The organism is Vogesella oryzagri, from assembly GCF_040148885.1.
Classification (GTDB): Bacteria; Pseudomonadota; Gammaproteobacteria; order Burkholderiales; family Chromobacteriaceae; genus Vogesella; species Vogesella oryzagri.
The window spans coordinates 317,970-334,368 of the sequence record NZ_JBEFLD010000004.1 but is presented as its reverse complement, the minus strand read 5'-3'; the positions used below and the strand labels follow the sequence as shown (position 1 = coordinate 334,368).

Below are 16,399 nucleotides of genomic sequence, written 5' to 3'. Positions count from 1 at the left end.
GGCAGCGGCCCGCAATGGCCCCCGGCGCTGAAACTCATTCACTAATGGCTTCCTTTGCTGGTGGTCTGCATATCCTGCTGCAGGATGTCGAGCGGCATGGCGGAAGAGGGTGCGGTCAGACAGTCGCGCTGGAAATGGTGTTGCACTTCGCATTCGCAGGTAAATGGTTGCGGCCGCATGACGGCGTAGCCTTGGGCGTAATCGATGCCCAGCGCTGCCACTGCCTGCATGATCTGCGGTGTTTCCACGAATTCGGCGATGGTGCGTTTGCCCATGACATGGCCAATGTGGTTGATGGCCGAGACCATGGCGTGGTCGATCGGGTCGTCCAGCATGTCTTTCACGAAACTGCCGTCGATCTTCAGGTAGTCCACCGGTAGGTGTTTCAGATAGCTGAACGAGGACATGCCGGAGCCGAAATCGTCCAGCGAGAAGCGGCAGCCGATCTTCTGCAGCTCGGTGATGAAGTGGATGGCATCGCTGAGGTTGGCGATGGCGCTGGTCTCGGTGATTTCAAAGCAGATGGTTTGCGGCACGACCGCATGCAGGCGGAACTGGTCGCGCAAAAAATCCAGGAAAGCATCGTCACCAATGGTGGTGCCGGATAGGTTGATGGCGCAGGTGGTGATGGATTCCGGTTTACCGCAGCGCTGGCGCGCCGCCAGGATGGTAAAGGCGTTCTGCACCACCCAGCGGTCGATCAGCGGCATCAGGCCATAGCGCTCGGCGGCGGGAATAAAGCTGATCGGCGGTACCAGCCGGCCGAATTCATCGTGCAGGCGCAGCAGTAGTTCGATGTGGGCGCCCGGCTCCAGCGTGTCGCCAAGCGGTGCGATCTGCTGTGCATACAGGCAGAAGCGGTGTTCTTCCAGTGCAAGGTGAATGCGCTGCACCCATGCCATCTCGCCGAATTTCAACGACAGTTCGGAATCGTCGGCATGGTAGATCTGTACCCGGTTGCGGCCTTTTTCCTTGGCCATGTAGCAGGCGACATCGGCGGCGCGCAGTGCCTCGGCCAGCGTGGTCATGGCATGGTTGATATGTACCAGGCCGATGCTGACGCTGACATTGAACGGATGCCCTTGCCACACAAAGTGCAGGTCCTGCACGGTCTGGCGCAGAGATTCGGCAATCTGCTCGGCCGGTATGGCCGGGCAGTGTTCCAGTAGGATGCCGAACTCATCGCCGCCCAGGCGGGCGAGGGTGTCGCCATCGCGCAGTTGCTGTTGCAGCAGGGTGCAGATCTGGCGCAGCAGTTCGTCGCCGGCGGCATGGCCGCAGGTGTCGTTCACCACCTTGAACTGGTCCAGGTCCAGGAACATCAGTGCGTGTTCGGCATGTTGGCCGCTGTGCTGCTCCAGCTTGCCCAGCGCCTGCTCCAGCCGGTGCTCGAACTCGCGGCGGTTGGCCAGGCCGGTCAGGGCGTCGTGGGTTGCCTGCCAGGAAAGGTTGGCCACATATTGCCGCTCGCGCGTCATGTCGTGCAGTACCACTACGGCGCCGCTGATGCGGTTGTTGCTGTGGATGGGGGCTGCCACCAGTGACACCGCGATGGCGCTGCCATCCAGCCGCACCATCAACTGGGCGTGCAGATTGCCGTCGCTGCATTCGCCGGCCAGGATCTGGTCGATCAGCCGCCAGTCATCCTGTGGCGAGTGCTCGTCGATGATGCGGAAAATGGAGGTGAGGGGCAGGCCGCGCGCCTGTTCGTCCAGCCAGGTGGTGAGCTGCTCGGCTGCCGGGTTCATGTAGGAGATGAAGCCGGTTTCGTCGGTGGTGATCACCGCATCGCCAATTGAGGCCAGCGTAACCTGGGCGCGCTCTTTTTCGGCATGCAGGGCGGCTTCGAACGACTGCCGTTGGGCCAGGAGCTTGCCGGTGCGCAGTGCCGCCAGCAGGATCAGGATGCTGGCGGCGGCAAGGTTGGCCGCCAGTAGCAGCAGCTGGATGAAACGGGAGCCTTCGCCAAGGGTGTCGGAAAAGGCTTTTTCAATCGGGGTGACCTGCGCGTTGATCTGCTGGATCTGCATCACCCAGCGGGCGATGTCTGTCTCGCTGGCCTGTTGCCGGCTCAGGTTGCGGTGCATCTGCTCGGCAATCTGGGTGAGCTGCAGCACAAAGCGATCGCCGGTGCGCCAGTGCTCAATCGCGGTTTCCAGGTAGCTGAAGTGGCGGAAGTTGCGAAACAGCCAGATCAGGCCCTGAATGTCCTGGGGGTGGTTGCCGCCCTGCAGAAAGCCGGCCTCGGCGCGGGCCAGGTCCGGCTCCGGGCGATCCAGTGCCATTCTGGCCTCGTGGTCGCCCAGCGGGATGGCGATGGCGCGCTGGTACTGCAGGTAGTAGTTGGGATTGCGGGTGTCGGCGTACAGCTTGAGATTGTAGATGGCGTCTTTTTGCCCCTTGGACCACAGGCTTTCGCCGCTGACATAGGCGCGCACGCTGGACAGGACATTCAGGCTCACGCCGCTGATGGCCGCCTGCAGCAATGCCACGACAATGAATGGCCAGACAATGCCCAGCAGATGCGATGGATTGCGGGTGGGGGTTTGGCGCATGGGTCGAATCACCTTTTCACGTGGCAAGGCCCGGCTGTGCTTACCGGTGCGCTGGTCAGTCCGCGTCTGGTGGCACGGACAGTGTGGCGATACTGTAGCGATAACGGGCTATGTGCTTTTTATGCATTATTGCCCATGTCATTGTGCGTTATAGCCGCCTGTGTATGAAATGAATAGTGGCTTTTCTGGCGATGAGCCGGAACTGCTGACCGTAAGCGCGGAGGCGGTGCTGCCGCCGTGCGGCGGGTGGCAACGAAGGCGGGCAGGCCGGTTGTTTCGCGCCGAACAATGCCCGCTCATGCCAAATAATTTGCTGTGTCCGTAAAAAAGGCAAGCTCGCGAGCTTGCCTTTTGCATGCGGCCAACGTTGGCCGCAGAGGAGGGCTTATTGCCAGCACACCAGGGTGTGGTTCTTCTTGCCGCGCTTGAGCAGGCTGTACTGGCCAAACAGGCGCTCGCCATCGGCGATCTGGTGTTCCAGGCTGTCGGCCTTGTTGCCGTTGATGCTGACTGCGCCGCTCTGGATGAAGGTGCGCGCCTCGGACTTGGACTTGGCCAGGCCGCCGGCTACCAGTGCATCGATCAGGCCGCTGCTGTCACGGGTCAGCTGAATGCTGGGCATGCCGTCCTGTGCCAGTTGCGCCAGATCGGATTCGGTCAGCTCTGTCACGCTGCCGGAGAACAGGCTGGCGCTGATGCGCTGCGCGGCGGCCACCGCGGCTGCGCCGTGTACCAGGGCCGTGGCTTGTTCGGCCAGGATGCGCTGGGCTTCCGGCTTGCCGCCACTGCTCTTGTCCTGCTCTTCGATGGCGTCGATCTCGGCGATGGACAGGAAGGTGAAGTAGCGCAGGAACTTGTACACGTCGGCGTCGGCGGTATTCAGCCAGAACTGGTAGAACGCGTACGGCGAGGTCTTCTTGGCATCCAGCCAGATGGCGCCGGATTCGGTTTTGCCGAATTTGGTGCCGTCGGCTTTGGTCACCAGTGGCAGGGTCAGGCCGTATACCTGGTGCTGATGCAGGCGGCGGGTCAGGTCGGTGCCGGCGGTGATGTTGCCCCACTGGTCAGAACCGCCAATCTGCAATACGCAGCCGTGGCGACGGTACAGTTCGGCAAAGTCGTAACCCTGCAGCAGGCTGTAGCTGAATTCGGTGTAGCTGATGCCCTGGTCTTCGCGGCTGATGCGCTGCTGTACCGACTCTTTCTTGATCATCTGGTTGACCGAGAAATGCTTGCCGATGTCGCGCAGGAATTCCAGTGCGCCCATGCCGCCGAACCAGTCGTAGTTGTTGGCCATGATGGCGGCGTTGTCGCCTTCGAACGACAGGAACGGCGACACCTGGCCACGGATTTTCTCTACCCAGCCGGCGATCACGTCCGGGGTGTTGAGTTTGCGTTCGGCAGCCTTGAAGCTGGGGTCGCCGATCATGCCGGTGGCGCCGCCCACCAGGGCAATGGGCTTGTGGCCAAACTGCTGGAAACGCTTCAGCACCAGTACCGGTACCAGGTGGCCAAGATGCAGACTGTCGGCGGTCGGATCGAAGCCGCAATACAACGTCACACTTTCCTTGGTCAGCAGTTCGTCGAGGGCTGCCGCGTCGGTTTGTTGCGCGATCAGGCCACGGGCTTGCAGATCCTGGATAAGGGCGGACTGGTGCATCTTGAAAACTCTCCTGAGGTTGGTGCGGTGCCTGCCTTGGCTGGCAATGGCGGCAAAGGGGCTATTCTAGCCGATTTTGCTGTCCGGCAGCCCCGGCATTTGCGCCGCAACATTCGTTAAAGCTTTGTTGCTGGTCGCCACGGTGGCACGGGTAAACTGCCAACAGTTGGCAATGATATGGAGCTGGGCAATGAATTATCGGGTGAAGGTTTGGGATCTGCCGACGCGCTTGTTCCACTGGTCGCTGGTGGCTTTGTTCGGGCTGATGTGGTGGAGCGCGGAAAACGGACAGTTGCTGTGGCATACCCGTGCCGGCGTAGCGTTGCTGGTGCTGGTGCTGTTTCGCCTGCTGTGGGGTGTGCTGGGTAGCCAGACCGCGCGGTTCGGCAGCTTTGTGCGCGGCCCGGCAGCGATACAGCGCTACCTGCGCGGCGAGTACGACGGCATCGGGCATAACCCGTTGGGCGCATTGATGGTGCTGGCACTGTTGGCCGCACTATTGGTGCAGTTGGGCTTGGGGCTATTCGCCGTGGATGTGGACAGCTATACCTTCGATGGCCCGCTGGCGAAGCTACTGGATAGTGAACTGGCTGAGCGGGTCAGCGAGTGGCACGAGGCCTGGTTCAATGTGTTATTGGCTCTGGTAGGTGTACACCTGCTGGCCATCATCGGCTATCGCGTGCTGCGCCGGGAAAACCTGGTGAAGCCGATGCTGACCGGGCATAAGGAGGTGATGCAGCAGATGCCACAGCCGGCGTTTGCCTCGCCCTGGCTGGCCGTGCTGCTGCTGGTCGCCGTGGCGGGCGTAGTGCTAGGCGGGTTGGCGCTGGTATAGCTGGCGAGCGGGCAAACAAAAAGGCATGCGTTAGCGCATGCCTTTTTTCGTGCGGCGCGCCCGGTATTACTTCTTCGGGCCGCGGAAGCTGTCGTGGCAGCTTTTACAGCTTTGCGTAACCGCCGTGTACTTGATGCGCACCGCAGCCAGATCGTCGCTGCGCGCGCCAGCTTGCAATGCATTGACCGCGGCGAGGAATTTGTCCTGCTCGGCCTTGAACTTGGCGGGCTGACTCCAAATTTCCGCTTTGGCACGGCTGATATCGTCAATGCTGTTCGGCTTGAACAGTGTGAACGGCACCGGCGCCGCCGCCTTCAGGGCATCGGCATGCTTGATGAACTGGTCCTGGCGAAACGGGCCGTCGCGCAGCATCACGCCGATGGGCTCGAAACTGAGCAGAACCTTCTTGAAACTTTTCTGGCGATCTTCGCCGGGGCCGGCTATGGCGCTACTGCACAGCAGGGCCAGGGCCAGGATCAGGGCGGTGGTGCTTTTTTTCATGATGGCAAGGAGAGGGAAACGGGTTTTGACCGCGCGAGTGTAATAAGTTTCGCGGCGTAAGCAAGCGGGCTCACACAGGCGAGCCCGTGGGCGGGATGTCAGTCGGCGCGGAACTGGTCGTGACAGGCTTTGCAGGTTTGCTGCATGGCGCCGAACTGAGCTTTGACATCGTTGATGCCGGTGGCTTTGGCGGCCGTGGCCTTCATTTTGGCAACTTCGGCCTTGTGCTTGTCTGCCGCGGCCTTGAATTCGGCTGGCTTGGACCAGATTTCCGGCTTGGCATCGGTCTTGCCCTTATCGCTGCCCGGAGTGAAGTACTGCCACGGTTGCTGCGCCAGCTCGTCCATGTGTGCGGCCAACTTGGCAAACTCCGCCTGATCGAACGCCGTGTCGCCTTTTACCATCTTGCCCATGGTGGCCACGGTCTGCTTGTATTGCTTGAACACATCCTGGCGCGCCTTGATCGGATCGGCGGCAAAGGCGGGGGCGAGTACGGCACAGCACAGGGCGGTCAGCAGAAATTTTTTCATGGCGTAGATTCCGGCAGAAATGGCAAACGAATGAACGGCGGCAGCTTAGCACAGTCGTGTGGCCGGTTTGCCGACGGATTGGTTAAGGCTTGTTAATGGTGCTGTTATACCGTAACATTATTCGTCTGTTACTTATTTGAAGTATCCGTCAATCATGGATGCAGCATGTTTTCTTGAGGCCGCCGACCGGCATTGCCAGCAACAGGGGGTAAAGCTCACCAGCTTGCGCCGCCAGGTGCTGGAACTGGTGCTGGGCTACGACGGGGTGGTGAAGGCCTATCAGGTGCTGGCCGACCTGCAACGTCAGCGCGGCATTGCCGCGCCGCCCACGGTTTATCGCGCGCTGGATTTTCTGGTGGCTAGCGGCCTGCTGCACAAGGTAGACGCACTGAACGGCTATATCGTGTGCCGGCATGTCGGTTGCAGCCACGAAGGGTTGATCCTGGTGTGTAGCCAGTGTGGCCGCGTACAAGAACTGGACGCCACGCCGATGCTGGCGCTATTGCGCGAGCAGGCCGGTGGCGAGGGCTTTTCCATTGCACCGCAAAACCTGTTGTTGACGGGACATTGCCAAGGATGCCAAGCATGAAAAAAACCCGCGTCAATGTACTGACCGGCTTTCTGGGGGTGGGCAAGACTACCGCGTTGCGCCATCTGATCAGCCACCGTCCGCGCGACGAGAAGTGGGCGATCATCGTCAATGAGTTTGGCGAAATCGGCATCGATGGCGCCGTGCTGGATGATGGCGAACTGCCGGTGGCCGAGATCGCCGGTGGCTGCCTGTGCTGCGTGGCCGGGCCGCAGATGACAGTAACGGTGGCCAACCTGCTGCGCCGCGAAAAGCCGGACCGGCTGATCATCGAGGCCAGCGGCCTGGCCCATGCCGCTGGGTTGATCGACGAACTGCGCACCGAGCCGCTGGGCAACGCGCTGGAGGTCGGTGCGGTACTGACGCTGGTGGACCCGCGGCAGTTCGTCAACAACGACTACTTCCGTCAGCCCTTGTACCGCGACCAGGTGATGGTGGCCGACGTGCTGCTGGCTACCAAGAGCGATCTGGCGGATGCCGATACGTTGGCCGTATACCGCGACAAGGCTGCCGGACTGTTTCCACCCAAATCCCTGGTGGCGGAAATCCACCATGGTGCGGCCAACCCGATATGGCTGGATGCCGCGCTGGCGCCCAAGCCGCAGTATCGCCCCTCGGTACGCAAGGATGACGCGCCGGGCTGGCAGTCGCAGGGCTGGACCTTCCCGGCCGGCACGACATTTTCCGGCGAGGCGCTGACCGACTTTTTCGACACGCTGCCGCAGAAGGTGGATGGCCTGGTGCGCGCCAAGGGTGTGTTCCAGGTGATGGACTCCTGGCTGTGGCTGAACTGGACCGAGGGCCGCTGGGCGGCCAACCAGGTGGCGTGGCGCCGCGACAACCGCTTCGAACTGATTGCCAACGGGCTGGATGCTGCCGCCATCGAGACGGCGCTACGTGCCTGCATCGAACCCTGGTCGCAGGACTGACATGGCGCAACACCACCATCATCACGAGCACGAACATGCTCACTCCCACCCGCATCCGCATGGTGCCGGCGACGATAGCCACCTGCCGCGCTGGCGCTTGCTGGCCATGTCGGCCGGGCAGCGCCTGCTGCTGGCGTCCGGCCTGCTGCTGCTGCTGTGGATGCTGGTGCTGTGGGCATTGGGAGGGGAAAGTTGATCTCGCTACATAACCTTACCGTGTCCTACCAGCGCCATCCGGCCGTTCACCATGTGAGCGGCCGCTTTGCTCCCGGGCAGGCAACGGCCATTTTCGGCCCCAACGGCGCCGGCAAGAGCACGCTGCTGAAAACCATCATGGGCGCCATCCGCCCGGATAGCGGCGAGGTACGCTTTGATGGCCTCAATCGCAAGGACATCGCCTACCTGCCGCAGCAGTCGGAGATCGACCGCAGCCTGCCGGTATCGGTGATCGATCTGGTCAGCAGTGGCCATTGGCGCCGAAGCGGGCTGTTTGGCCGGGTTGGCCGCCAGCTGGACGATGCCAGCTGGAATGCGCTGGTTACCGTCGGGCTGGAAGACTTTGCACTGCATCCGGTGTCGGCCTTGTCCAGCGGCCAGTTCCAGCGCGTGTTGTTCGCCCGCATCCTGGTGCAGGACGCGCGGCTGATCCTGCTGGATGAGCCATTCAACGCCGTGGATGCACGTACCACTTTCGACTTGCTGGAGCTGGTGCGTCGCTGGCAGGAAGAAGGGCGCACGGTGATTGCCGTGCTGCATGACTACGAACAGGTGCGCGCCTTTTTTCCGCAGACCCTGCTGATGGCACGCGAGGTGGTGGCCTGGGGCGCAACCGATACTGTGCTGACCGATAGCAACCTGAAACGCGCCACCGAAACCGCCGCCCACTGGCAGGCCAATGCTCCGGTGTGCGCCGTGGATGGCCAAGGAGCCCGCCCATGAGCTTGCACGAAGTGCTTGTTGCTCCGTTTGCCGATTTCGCCTTCATGCGCCGGGCGCTGGTGGGTTGTCTGGCGCTGGTGCTGGGCAGTGCGCCGGTGGGGCTGCTGCTGGTGATGCGCCGCATGAGCCTGATGGGCGATGCCATGAGCCACGCGGTATTGCCAGGGGCGGCGGTGGGCTATCTGCTGGCCGGGCTGAGCCTGCCGGCGATGAGTGCCGGCGGTTTTGTCGCCGGCGTGCTGGTGGCGCTGCTGGCCGGGCTGGCCACGCGTTACACCGAGGTGAAGGAAGACGCCAACTTTGCCGGTTTCTACCTGTTATCGCTGGCGCTGGGGGTGCTGCTGGTTTCCAAGAGCGGCAGCAATGTCGATCTGATGCACTTGCTGTTTGGCTCGGTGCTGGCGGTGGACGATGCTGCGCTGTTGCTGGTGGCCAGTGTGGCCAGTGTCACCCTGCTGATCCTGGCGGCGATTTACCGGCCGTTGCTGCTGGAAAGCCTGGACCCGGTGTTCATGCGCGCCATCGGCGCCCGCGGCGGGCTGTGGCACCTGCTGTTCCTGTTGCTGGTGGTGATGAACCTGGTAGCCGGTTTCCAGGCGCTGGGCACGCTGATGTCGGTGGGCTTGATGATGCTGCCGGCCATCGCGGCCCGACTGTGGGCGGCTTCGGTGGGGGGCATGCTGCTGGTGGCGCTGTTGATCGCCAGCCTGTCGGCGGTAGGCGGCCTGCTGCTGTCCTACCATGCCGAGCTGCCATCCGGCCCGGCCATCATCCTGCTGGCAGGCATCGCCTACCTATTGTCCATGTTGCTGGCACCGCGCGGCGGCTTGCTACCGCGACTGTTCCGTTCCCGCCATCTGACCAACTAGGAGTTTTCAATGCGCAAGTTCATCGCGGCAACGCTGTTGCTGTCGCCGTTATTCGCCATGGCCAAGGTGCCGGTGGTGGCCAGTTTCAGCATCGTGGCCGACATTACCCGCGAACTGGGTGGTGAGCGGGTGGAAGTGCAGTCGCTGGTCGGCCCGGATCAGGATGCGCATGTGTTTCAGCCGGCGCCGGCTGATGTAAAGAAGTTGGCCGCCGCCAAGGTGTTTGTGGTGAGCGGGCTGGGTTTTGAAGGCTGGATGCCGCGCATGTCGCGCGCCGCCGGTTTCAAAGGGCTGACGGTGACTGCTGCCGCCAAGGTGAAGCCGCTGGCCGCAGCGGAAGAAGGCCACCATGAGCAGGATGGTCACGACCATGGCAGTGTCGATCCGCATGCCTGGCACAACCCGCAAAACGTGATGCTGTACGCCGATGCCATCGCCGATGGCCTGGCCAAGGCCGATCCGGCGGGGGCCGGCTATTTCCGCCAGCGCGCCGATGCCTATAAGACCAAGCTCAAGGCGCTGGATGCCTGGGCGGCGCAACAGTTCGCCACTGTGCCGGTGGCCAAGCGCAAGGTGCTGACCTCGCATGAGGCATTCGGCTATCTGGCGGCGCGTTACCAGATCCGCTTCATGGCACCGCAGGGCATCAGCACCGAAGCGGAAGCCTCGGCCAAGGCGGTGGCCCGCTTGATCCAGCAGGTGAAAAAGGAACAGGTGAAAGCCATTTTCTTCGAGAACATGGCCGACAAGCGCCTGCTGCAGCAGCTGAGCAATGAGGCTGGGGTGAAAGTGGGCGGCAAGCTGTATGCCGATGCCTTGTCCAGCGACGGCAAGGCCAGCAGCTATGTGCAATTGTTCCGCAGCAACGTCGAAACCCTGCTCAGCGCGATGCGTTAAGCAGCAGCTGCAGCAAATGCCATGCGCCCATAGCACTGACGGTCAGTCCCGCCAGCAGGCGGACTGGCCGTTGTTGTTTCCATTGCCCCAGCTTGCTCGCAAAGGCGCCCATCAACAACAGGTTGGGCAGGGTCCCGAGGCCAAAACTCAGCATCACCAACGCGCCACTGGCGGCACTCTGGCTGGCCAGCGCCGACAGGCTGGCGGTGTAGACCAGCCCGCATGGCACCCAGCCCCACAGTGCACCGACCAGTACGCTTTGCCAGCCATGGCGCAGCGGCAGCAGGCGGCGAGTAAGCGGCTGCAAGCTGCGCCATAGTGGTTGCCCCAGTTTTTCGATGCGCGTCACCGCGCCGGACAGCCCCGCCAGATACAGCCCCAGCAGGATCAGTAACACGTTGGCCGCAGCAAACAGCCCCAGTTGCAATGGTCTGAAGTCCGCTTCTGCCACCCCCCACTGTGCCAGCCCGCCGAGTAGTGCGCCGATGGCGACATAACTTGCCAACCGGCCTAGGTTATAACCCAGCAGCAACAGCGGTTTACTGCCTTGCCCGGTTACCGAGATGGCGGTGACGATGCCGCCGCACATGCCTAGGCAATGCACTCCGCCCAGCAGGCCGGTAAGAAAAAGCGAGAGCAGACTGATTTCCAGCATGGTGGCAGCAGCGCTAGGTAAAACGGCATTGTAGCAGCGGTGTTGCGGCGCGGAAATTTTGCGCTTTTTAGGCTTAATGACTATGCAATTAAATTATTAATGCAATTAGCTTTATTTCTAAGCGATACCTTGAAAAAACAGTGGGATAGTCCATCGTTATAGCTAGATAAACTTGTCATTTGGCCACAAAATGGCACGCCTTGAACGGTGTCGACTGGTGTCGCCGGTCACGTAGCATCAACTGCACCTTGCCCGCGTGACAGGTGTGCAGGGATGGGAGCAAGCACACATGAACAATCAAATCGTGATCGAGCATCTTGGGCAGTCGGCGATTGTGACCATCAACAACCCGCCGGCCAATGTCTGGACGCTGGAATCGCTGCAGGCACTGGCCGCGGCGATGGAATCGCTGGATGCCGACCAGCAGGTGAATGCGGTGGTACTGACCGGTGCCGGGGAAAAATTCTTCTCCGCCGGCGCCGATCTGCGCCTGTTCGCCAACGGCAACAATCAGCAGGCCGGCCGGGTGGCGGATGCCTTCGCGCTGGCGTTCAACAGTATCCGCCAGTTTCACGGCGTGACCGTGGCGGCGATCAATGGCTATGCGCTGGGTGGTGGCCTGGAGTGTGCGCTGGCCTGTGACTACATCGTGGCGGAACGCGGGGCGCAGCTGGGTCTGCCGGAAGCATCGGTAGGGCTGATTCCCTGTGCCGGCGGCACCAAGGCATTGGCGGATCGGGTCGGCGTGCCGTGGGCCAAGCGCATCATCCTGGGCGGCGAGATGGTCGATGCCGACCTTGCGTTGCGTATCGGGCTGGTGGAAGAGGTGGTGGATGCCGGGCTGGCCAAGATCATGGCGGTCAGCCTGGCTGGCAAGGTGTCCCGTCAGGCCCGCTCCGCCGTGTTGGCGGCCCGGCGCTTGATCGAAGGCAGTCCGCAGGGCACGCTGGAGCGGCAGCTGCTGCAGGAAAAGGCCGCTTTTCTGGAGCTGATGGGCGGCGACGAGCAGCGGGAGGGCGTGAGTGCCTTTCTGGAAAAGCGCAAGCCATCCTGGCTGGCGGATGACGACGATTAACGCTGTCGCCGTAAATAAAAAAACCCGGGTAAGCCCGGGTTTTTTATTGTCGCGGCGCTCAGGCTTTCAAGCCGACGCGCAGGCGCGAAAACAGCGTCAGCAACAGCACCAGCAACATCCCGACCAGCAGGCCGAACAACCCGTTGAGTACGCTTGGCAGCATGCCTGCCAGCAGGCTGCCAAGGTTGGCCGCAGCCGCTGCGGCAGCTTCAATGGCGTGATGCACCGTCGGCAAGCCGTGTGTCAGAATGCCGCCGCCCACCAGGAATACCGCCACCGTGCCGGCAACCGACAGAAAGCGCATCAGCGGTGGGGCGGCATTCAACAGCACGCAGCCAATGGCCTGGCTGATGGCCTGTGGTTTCTGCGTCAGATATAGCCCCACATCGTCCAGTTTGACAATGGCGGCCACCAGTCCATACACGCCCACGGTCATGACCAGGGCAATACCCACCAGTACTGCCAGCTGGGTGCCAAACGGCTGCGTCGCCACGGTGCCCAGTGCAATGGCGATGATTTCTGCCGACAGGATGAAGTCGGTGGTGATGGCGCCTTTGATCTTGTCGTGTTCGAACGCCACCATGTCCGTCGCCGGGTCTTGCAGTGCATGCAGACGCTCGCTGTGCTCCTGCTGCTCTTCTGCCGCATGCAGGTACTTGTGCGCCAGTTTCTCGGCCCCTTCGAAGCACAGGAAGGCTCCGCCTAGCATCAGCAGCGGGGTAATCAACCACGGCAGGAAGGCGCCGATGGCCAGCGCCAGCGGCACCAGGATCGCCTTGTTGCGCAGCGAGCCGACTGCCACCGCCCACACCACCGGCAGTTCGCGCTCGGCGCGGATGCCGGATACCTGCTCGGCGTTGAGCGCCAGATCGTCCCCCAGCACCCCGGCGGTTTTCTTGGCCGCGACCTTGGTCATGGCGGCCACGTCGTCGAGCAGGGTGGCGATATCGTCAATCAGCATGAAAAGGCTACTACCAGCCATCTGTACTCCTGTAAGAGAAATTGTAGTGTTGCGGCATGCAAAACGGCGGCCACGCTAGCAAACCTTGCCGCGCCCGGCAAGTTGGCCGCGGACTACGGCCGGTTGCGGAAACTGCCGGGCCAGCCAGTCGGCCACGGTCTGCGCCACGCTTTGCCAGCGGTGATCCAGCATCAGCATGTGCCCCAGCTCGGGTAGCACGGTGATACTGATGCCGAGCAGGTGCCCGCCGGAGGTAGCCTCCAGCGGACTGACCAGTAGATCGTTGCGGCCAACCAGTGACAGCGCCGGGCAGGGCAGGTGACGGGTAAACAGTGCGGTGGTCAGTGTCATGTCCATGACCGCGCGCTGGCTTTCTACCTGGCAGTTGCTTGCCAGCCATTGCGCGCTGGCAGGGTCGACATCGGGCGACAGCAACATGCGGCGCACTTCCTCCGCTGTCGGCTGATGTTTGCCCTGCTGGAACAGGTTCAGGCCCAGCAGAATGTCCGGCGCGGTCAGGGCAAGGCGCCAGGTTGACAGCGCCAGTCCGCCCGGCGGCACGCTGGCCAGCAGCACGGCCGCCGGGGCGGTGTGCTGGCGCAAGTATTGCTGGATGACAAAGCCGCCCATGGAGTGGCCCAGCAATACCGGCGGCTGCGGTAGTTGGCCGCAGGCCCAGGCCACATCCGCCACGTAGTCGGCGATGCCATAACTGTGCAGCCGGTCGCGGCCCGGACTGTTGCCGTGACCGCGCAGGCTCAGCGCCCAGCAGTCGTAACCCTGTTGGCTGAACCACGGCAGAAAGTGCTGCTGCCAGCAGTTGGCCGCACTGTAGGCGCCATGCACAAACAACAGCGGCGGAGCCGCGTTGGCTCCGCCGCTGGCTGCCGCGTGCAGCAGTTCCAGTGCCTGGCCGCTCACAGCACTTCCGCGGCGTGGTCGGCCAGCCGCGAGCGTTCACCGCGCTGCAGCGTGATGTGCCCGGAGTGATCCCACCCCTTGAAGCGGTCTACCACATAGGTCAGGCCGGAGCTGCCTTCGGTCAGGTACGGGGTGTCGATCTGGCTGATGTTGCCCAGGCATACCACCTTGGTGCCGGGGCCGGCACGGGTGATCAGCGTTTTCATCTGCTTGGGTGTCAGGTTCTGTGCCTCGTCGATGATCAGGTACTTGTTGAGGAAGGTGCGGCCGCGCATGAAGTTGAGCGATTTGACCTTGATGCGGCTGCGGATCAGGTCGCGGGTGGCGGCGCGGCCCCAGTCGCCGCTGTCTTCCTCGGTCTTGCCCAGCACGTCCAGGTTGTCTTCCAGCGCCCCCATCCACGGCATCATTTTTTCCTCTTCGGTGCCGGGCAGGAAGCCGATGTCCTCACCCACCGGCACCGTGACGCGAGTCATGATGATCTCGCTGTACAACTTCTGCTCCAGCGTCATCGCCAGGCCGGCGGCCAACGTCAGCAGGGTCTTGCCGGTACCGGCCTGGCCCAGCAGGGTGATGAAATCCACTTCCGGGTTCATCAGCAGGTTGAGCGCAAAGTTCTGCTCGCGGTTACGGGCGGTAATGCCCCAGATATTGTTCTTCTGATGGCTGTAGTCGCGCAGGGTCTCCAGCACCGCAGTCTTGCCATCCAGCTGGATCACACGACATTGCAGCAGCTGCTCGCCCTGCTGCCACAGCAGTTGATTGAGGATCAACCCCGGCACGTCCGGGCCTTTCAGCTGGTAGTAGGTGCGGCCGTGTTCTTGCCAGGACTTGAGGTCTTTGCCGTTGCGGTCCCAGAAGCCCTGGTCGATCTCGCGCATGCCGGTGTACAGCAGATCGGTGTCTTCCAGCACCTTGTCGTTGAAGTAGTCTTCCGCCTCCAGCGCCAGCGCCCGCGCCTTGATGCGCATATTGATGTCTTTGGACACCAGGATCACGTTGCGCGACGGCTCCAGCTGCTTGAGCGCCATCACGATGCCCAGGATCTGGTTATCGGCCTTGCCCACCGGCATCGAGGCCGGCAGCGTGGCGTGAATAGCCTGGGTCTGCAGCAGCAGGCGGCCGGTGGCGGCCTCGCGGCTGGCGTTTTTCAGCTCGATGCCATCGGTGATATCGGCACCGGCCTGGCTGACGATTTCATCCAGAAAGCGGCTGGCCTGGCGGGCATTGCGCGCCACTTCGGACATGCCCTTCTTGTGGGTGTCCAGCTCTTCCAGCGTGATGATGGGAATGAAGACGTCGTGTTCCTCGAAGCGGAACAGGCAGGTGGGGTCATGCAGCAATACGTTGGTGTCGAGAACGAAAAGTTTGATGTTTTTGCTCTTTTTGCGGCTTGCCATGATAGGGCCCCCTTGGCTGGCGGGGCCCACCCCATGTGCGCCCCGCTTAAAGCGTGTTCACGAACGCAAGCACTTCTTCAACATGGCCCGGCACTTTCAACCCGCGCCACTGGCGAAGGATGTTACCGGCACCGTCGATCACAAAGGTGCTGCGTTCAATCCCTGTCACCTGTTTGCCGTACATGTTTTTCAGCTTCATGACAGCGAACAGATTACATACAGTTTCCTCCGGATCGCTGATCAATTCAAATGGCAATTCGAACTTTGCTTTAAAGTTCTCATGCGATTTGATGCTATCCCGTGATACGCCGATGATGCGCGCGCCGGCGGCAGCAAAGGCGGCGTGCTGGTCACGAAAGCCCTGCGCTTCGGTGGTGCAGCCCGGGGTGTTGTCTTTGGGGTAGAAGTACAGCACTGTCAGCTGGCCATCGGGCAGGCTGATCGTTTGGCCAGCGGTGGTGGGTGCGGTAAAAGTCGGGCAGATTTCCATGCTTATATTCCTTGTCACGATGGGCGTTTGAGCAGTACCAGCACGGCACCACTGCCGCCCTGATGGCTGGCAGTTTCGCAAAAGGCCAGTACATCCGGGTGATGGCTGAGCCAGGCGCGGACCATTTTGGGTAACACCGGTTCGCCGCGCGAACTCAAACCCTTGCCATGAATGATGCGCACGCACTGGCCGACCTGCCGTGCACGGTGCAGGAACAGCGCCAGCCGCTCGTGCGCCTCGAAGCGATCCAGGCCATGCAGATCCAGCTCGGCACATACCGGCCAGTGGCCACTGCGCAGCTTGCGCAGTGTACCGCTGGGCATGCCGGGACGGCGGTGCTGCTGGGCGATGTCGGCGGGTTCGAACCAGCCCAGCATCTGGGCAAACAAGCCGTCGGGCGTGCTGGCTGCCTGCTTGCTGTGCGGCTGACGCAGCGGTCGGGGCTTGGGTCGGGGCAGTGGGTGTTGCACGCGGCCATCCGGTTTCAGCGGCTGCACATTGCGCATCAGGCTGGAGAAGTCTGGCTCTGGCTCGGGGTTGGCCGCAACGACCACAGGCAAGGCCCTCGCGGGCCTTGCCTGTGGTTTGATCGG

The 16,399-nt window shown here is 62.2% G+C and carries 18 protein-coding genes; 8 read left to right on the top strand and 10 right to left on the bottom strand.

Annotated elements, in window-relative coordinates:
- Positions 1–41: 41 nt before the first annotated feature.
- Both ABNW52_RS09350 and tyrS read right to left on the bottom strand, forming a co-directional pair.
- Positions 42–2,555: an EAL domain-containing protein gene (locus ABNW52_RS09350; protein WP_349586770.1), complete on the bottom strand. Its 2,514-nt coding sequence runs from the start codon at positions 2,553–2,555 to the stop codon at positions 42–44.
- Positions 2,556–2,940: 385 nt separating this feature from the next.
- On the bottom strand, positions 2,941–4,215 hold the full coding sequence (gene tyrS / locus ABNW52_RS09345; RefSeq protein ID WP_349586767.1) for a tyrosine--tRNA ligase: 1,275 nt from the start codon (positions 4,213–4,215) through the stop codon (positions 2,941–2,943).
- Between the two features lie 190 nt (positions 4,216–4,405).
- On the opposite strand from tyrS, the gene ABNW52_RS09340 reads away from it, so the two are divergent.
- Positions 4,406–5,050, top strand: coding sequence for a cytochrome b/b6 domain-containing protein (locus ABNW52_RS09340; protein ID WP_349586765.1), 645 nt, complete (start codon positions 4,406–4,408; stop codon positions 5,048–5,050).
- Positions 5,051–5,116: 66 nt separating this feature from the next.
- On the opposite strand, the gene ABNW52_RS09335 is transcribed toward ABNW52_RS09340, so the two are convergent.
- Together ABNW52_RS09335 and ABNW52_RS09330 are read right to left on the bottom strand one after the other, a co-directional pair.
- Positions 5,117–5,551: a c-type cytochrome gene (locus ABNW52_RS09335; protein ID WP_349586762.1), complete on the bottom strand. Its 435-nt coding sequence runs from the start codon at positions 5,549–5,551 to the stop codon at positions 5,117–5,119.
- 98 nt (positions 5,552–5,649) lie between these two features.
- The gene (locus ABNW52_RS09330) at positions 5,650–6,081 is read right to left on the bottom strand and encodes a c-type cytochrome (protein WP_349586760.1); all 432 of its coding nucleotides are present in this window, start codon (positions 6,079–6,081) and stop codon (positions 5,650–5,652) included.
- Positions 6,082–6,235: 154 nt separating this feature from the next.
- On the opposite strand from ABNW52_RS09330, the gene ABNW52_RS09325 reads away from it, so the two are divergent.
- Genes ABNW52_RS09325 through ABNW52_RS09300 form a run of 6 tightly spaced genes read left to right on the top strand, consistent with a single transcriptional unit; the run spans position 6,236 to position 10,304 of the window.
- On the top strand, positions 6,236–6,670 hold the full coding sequence (locus ABNW52_RS09325) for a Fur family transcriptional regulator (RefSeq protein ID WP_349586757.1): 435 nt from the start codon (positions 6,236–6,238) through the stop codon (positions 6,668–6,670).
- Positions 6,658–7,599, top strand: coding sequence for a CobW family GTP-binding protein (locus ABNW52_RS09320; protein ID WP_349586754.1), 942 nt, complete (start codon positions 6,658–6,660; stop codon positions 7,597–7,599). Before ABNW52_RS09325 ends, ABNW52_RS09320 begins: the two co-directional genes overlap by 13 nt.
- 1 nt (position 7,600) lies before the next feature.
- The gene (locus ABNW52_RS09315) at positions 7,601–7,795 is read left to right on the top strand and encodes a hypothetical protein (RefSeq protein ID WP_349586751.1); all 195 of its coding nucleotides are present in this window, start codon (positions 7,601–7,603) and stop codon (positions 7,793–7,795) included.
- Complete coding sequence (locus ABNW52_RS09310) at positions 7,792–8,538, top strand: metal ABC transporter ATP-binding protein (protein ID WP_349586749.1); 747 nt, start codon at positions 7,792–7,794, stop codon at positions 8,536–8,538. Before ABNW52_RS09315 ends, ABNW52_RS09310 begins: the two co-directional genes overlap by 4 nt.
- Complete coding sequence (locus ABNW52_RS09305) at positions 8,535–9,407, top strand: metal ABC transporter permease (protein WP_349586747.1); 873 nt, start codon at positions 8,535–8,537, stop codon at positions 9,405–9,407. The genes ABNW52_RS09310 and ABNW52_RS09305 overlap by 4 nt, the downstream gene beginning before the upstream one ends.
- Positions 9,408–9,416: 9 nt before the next feature.
- Complete coding sequence (locus ABNW52_RS09300; protein ID WP_349586744.1) at positions 9,417–10,304, top strand: metal ABC transporter substrate-binding protein; 888 nt, start codon at positions 9,417–9,419, stop codon at positions 10,302–10,304.
- On the opposite strand, the gene ABNW52_RS09295 is transcribed toward ABNW52_RS09300, so the two are convergent.
- Positions 10,288–10,959, bottom strand: coding sequence for a sulfite exporter TauE/SafE family protein (locus ABNW52_RS09295; protein ID WP_349586742.1), 672 nt, complete (start codon positions 10,957–10,959; stop codon positions 10,288–10,290). The genes ABNW52_RS09300 and ABNW52_RS09295 overlap by 17 nt on opposite strands.
- A gap of 289 nt (positions 10,960–11,248) precedes the next feature.
- Between ABNW52_RS09295 and ABNW52_RS09290 the strand changes: the two genes are divergently transcribed.
- Positions 11,249–12,034, top strand: coding sequence for an enoyl-CoA hydratase (locus ABNW52_RS09290; protein WP_349586740.1), 786 nt, complete (start codon positions 11,249–11,251; stop codon positions 12,032–12,034).
- A 58-nt stretch (positions 12,035–12,092) separates the two neighbouring features.
- Here the strand turns inward: ABNW52_RS09290 and ABNW52_RS09285 are convergent, their stop codons facing one another.
- The 5 genes from ABNW52_RS09285 to ABNW52_RS09265 are packed head-to-tail and all read right to left on the bottom strand — an operon-like array spanning position 12,093 to position 16,360.
- Positions 12,093–13,016, bottom strand: a complete 924-nt coding sequence (locus ABNW52_RS09285) for a DUF808 domain-containing protein (protein ID WP_386107519.1) — start codon at positions 13,014–13,016, stop codon at positions 12,093–12,095.
- A gap of 54 nt (positions 13,017–13,070) precedes the next feature.
- Positions 13,071–13,916, bottom strand: coding sequence for an alpha/beta hydrolase (locus ABNW52_RS09280; protein WP_349586736.1), 846 nt, complete (start codon positions 13,914–13,916; stop codon positions 13,071–13,073).
- On the bottom strand, positions 13,913–15,316 hold the full coding sequence (locus ABNW52_RS09275; protein WP_349586733.1) for a PhoH family protein: 1,404 nt from the start codon (positions 15,314–15,316) through the stop codon (positions 13,913–13,915). Before ABNW52_RS09275 ends, ABNW52_RS09280 begins: the two co-directional genes overlap by 4 nt.
- A 46-nt stretch (positions 15,317–15,362) precedes the next feature.
- The gene (locus ABNW52_RS09270) at positions 15,363–15,806 is read right to left on the bottom strand and encodes a peroxiredoxin (RefSeq protein WP_386107515.1); all 444 of its coding nucleotides are present in this window, start codon (positions 15,804–15,806) and stop codon (positions 15,363–15,365) included.
- A gap of 14 nt (positions 15,807–15,820) precedes the next feature.
- The gene (locus ABNW52_RS09265; RefSeq protein WP_349587119.1) at positions 15,821–16,360 is read right to left on the bottom strand and encodes a Smr/MutS family protein; all 540 of its coding nucleotides are present in this window, start codon (positions 16,358–16,360) and stop codon (positions 15,821–15,823) included.
- Between the last annotated feature and the right edge of the window lie 39 nt (positions 16,361–16,399).

Bases quoted from the DNA above. Each gene is read 5' to 3' on its own strand.
- ABNW52_RS09295 (WP_349586742.1), bottom strand. From the start codon at position 10,959: ATGCTGGAAATCAGTCTGCTCTCGCTTTTTCTTACCGGCCTGCTGGGC.
- ABNW52_RS09285 (WP_386107519.1), bottom strand. From the start codon at position 13,016: ATGGCTGGTAGTAGCCTTTTCATGCTGATTGACGATATCGCCACCCTG.
- ABNW52_RS09340 (WP_349586765.1), top strand. From the start codon at position 4,406: ATGAATTATCGGGTGAAGGTTTGGGATCTGCCGACGCGCTTGTTCCAC.
- ABNW52_RS09270 (WP_386107515.1), bottom strand. From the start codon at position 15,806: ATGGAAATCTGCCCGACTTTTACCGCACCCACCACCGCTGGCCAAACG.
- ABNW52_RS09305 (WP_349586747.1), top strand. From the start codon at position 8,535: ATGAGCTTGCACGAAGTGCTTGTTGCTCCGTTTGCCGATTTCGCCTTC.
- ABNW52_RS09325 (WP_349586757.1), top strand. From the start codon at position 6,236: ATGGATGCAGCATGTTTTCTTGAGGCCGCCGACCGGCATTGCCAGCAA.
- ABNW52_RS09320 (WP_349586754.1), top strand. From the start codon at position 6,658: ATGCCAAGCATGAAAAAAACCCGCGTCAATGTACTGACCGGCTTTCTG.
- ABNW52_RS09275 (WP_349586733.1), bottom strand. From the start codon at position 15,316: ATGGCAAGCCGCAAAAAGAGCAAAAACATCAAACTTTTCGTTCTCGAC.
- ABNW52_RS09350 (WP_349586770.1), bottom strand. From the start codon at position 2,555: ATGCGCCAAACCCCCACCCGCAATCCATCGCATCTGCTGGGCATTGTC.
- ABNW52_RS09330 (WP_349586760.1), bottom strand. From the start codon at position 6,081: ATGAAAAAATTTCTGCTGACCGCCCTGTGCTGTGCCGTACTCGCCCCC.
- ABNW52_RS09300 (WP_349586744.1), top strand. From the start codon at position 9,417: ATGCGCAAGTTCATCGCGGCAACGCTGTTGCTGTCGCCGTTATTCGCC.
- ABNW52_RS09335 (WP_349586762.1), bottom strand. From the start codon at position 5,551: ATGAAAAAAAGCACCACCGCCCTGATCCTGGCCCTGGCCCTGCTGTGC.
- ABNW52_RS09290 (WP_349586740.1), top strand. From the start codon at position 11,249: ATGAACAATCAAATCGTGATCGAGCATCTTGGGCAGTCGGCGATTGTG.
- ABNW52_RS09315 (WP_349586751.1), top strand. From the start codon at position 7,601: ATGGCGCAACACCACCATCATCACGAGCACGAACATGCTCACTCCCAC.
- tyrS (WP_349586767.1), bottom strand. From the start codon at position 4,215: ATGCACCAGTCCGCCCTTATCCAGGATCTGCAAGCCCGTGGCCTGATC.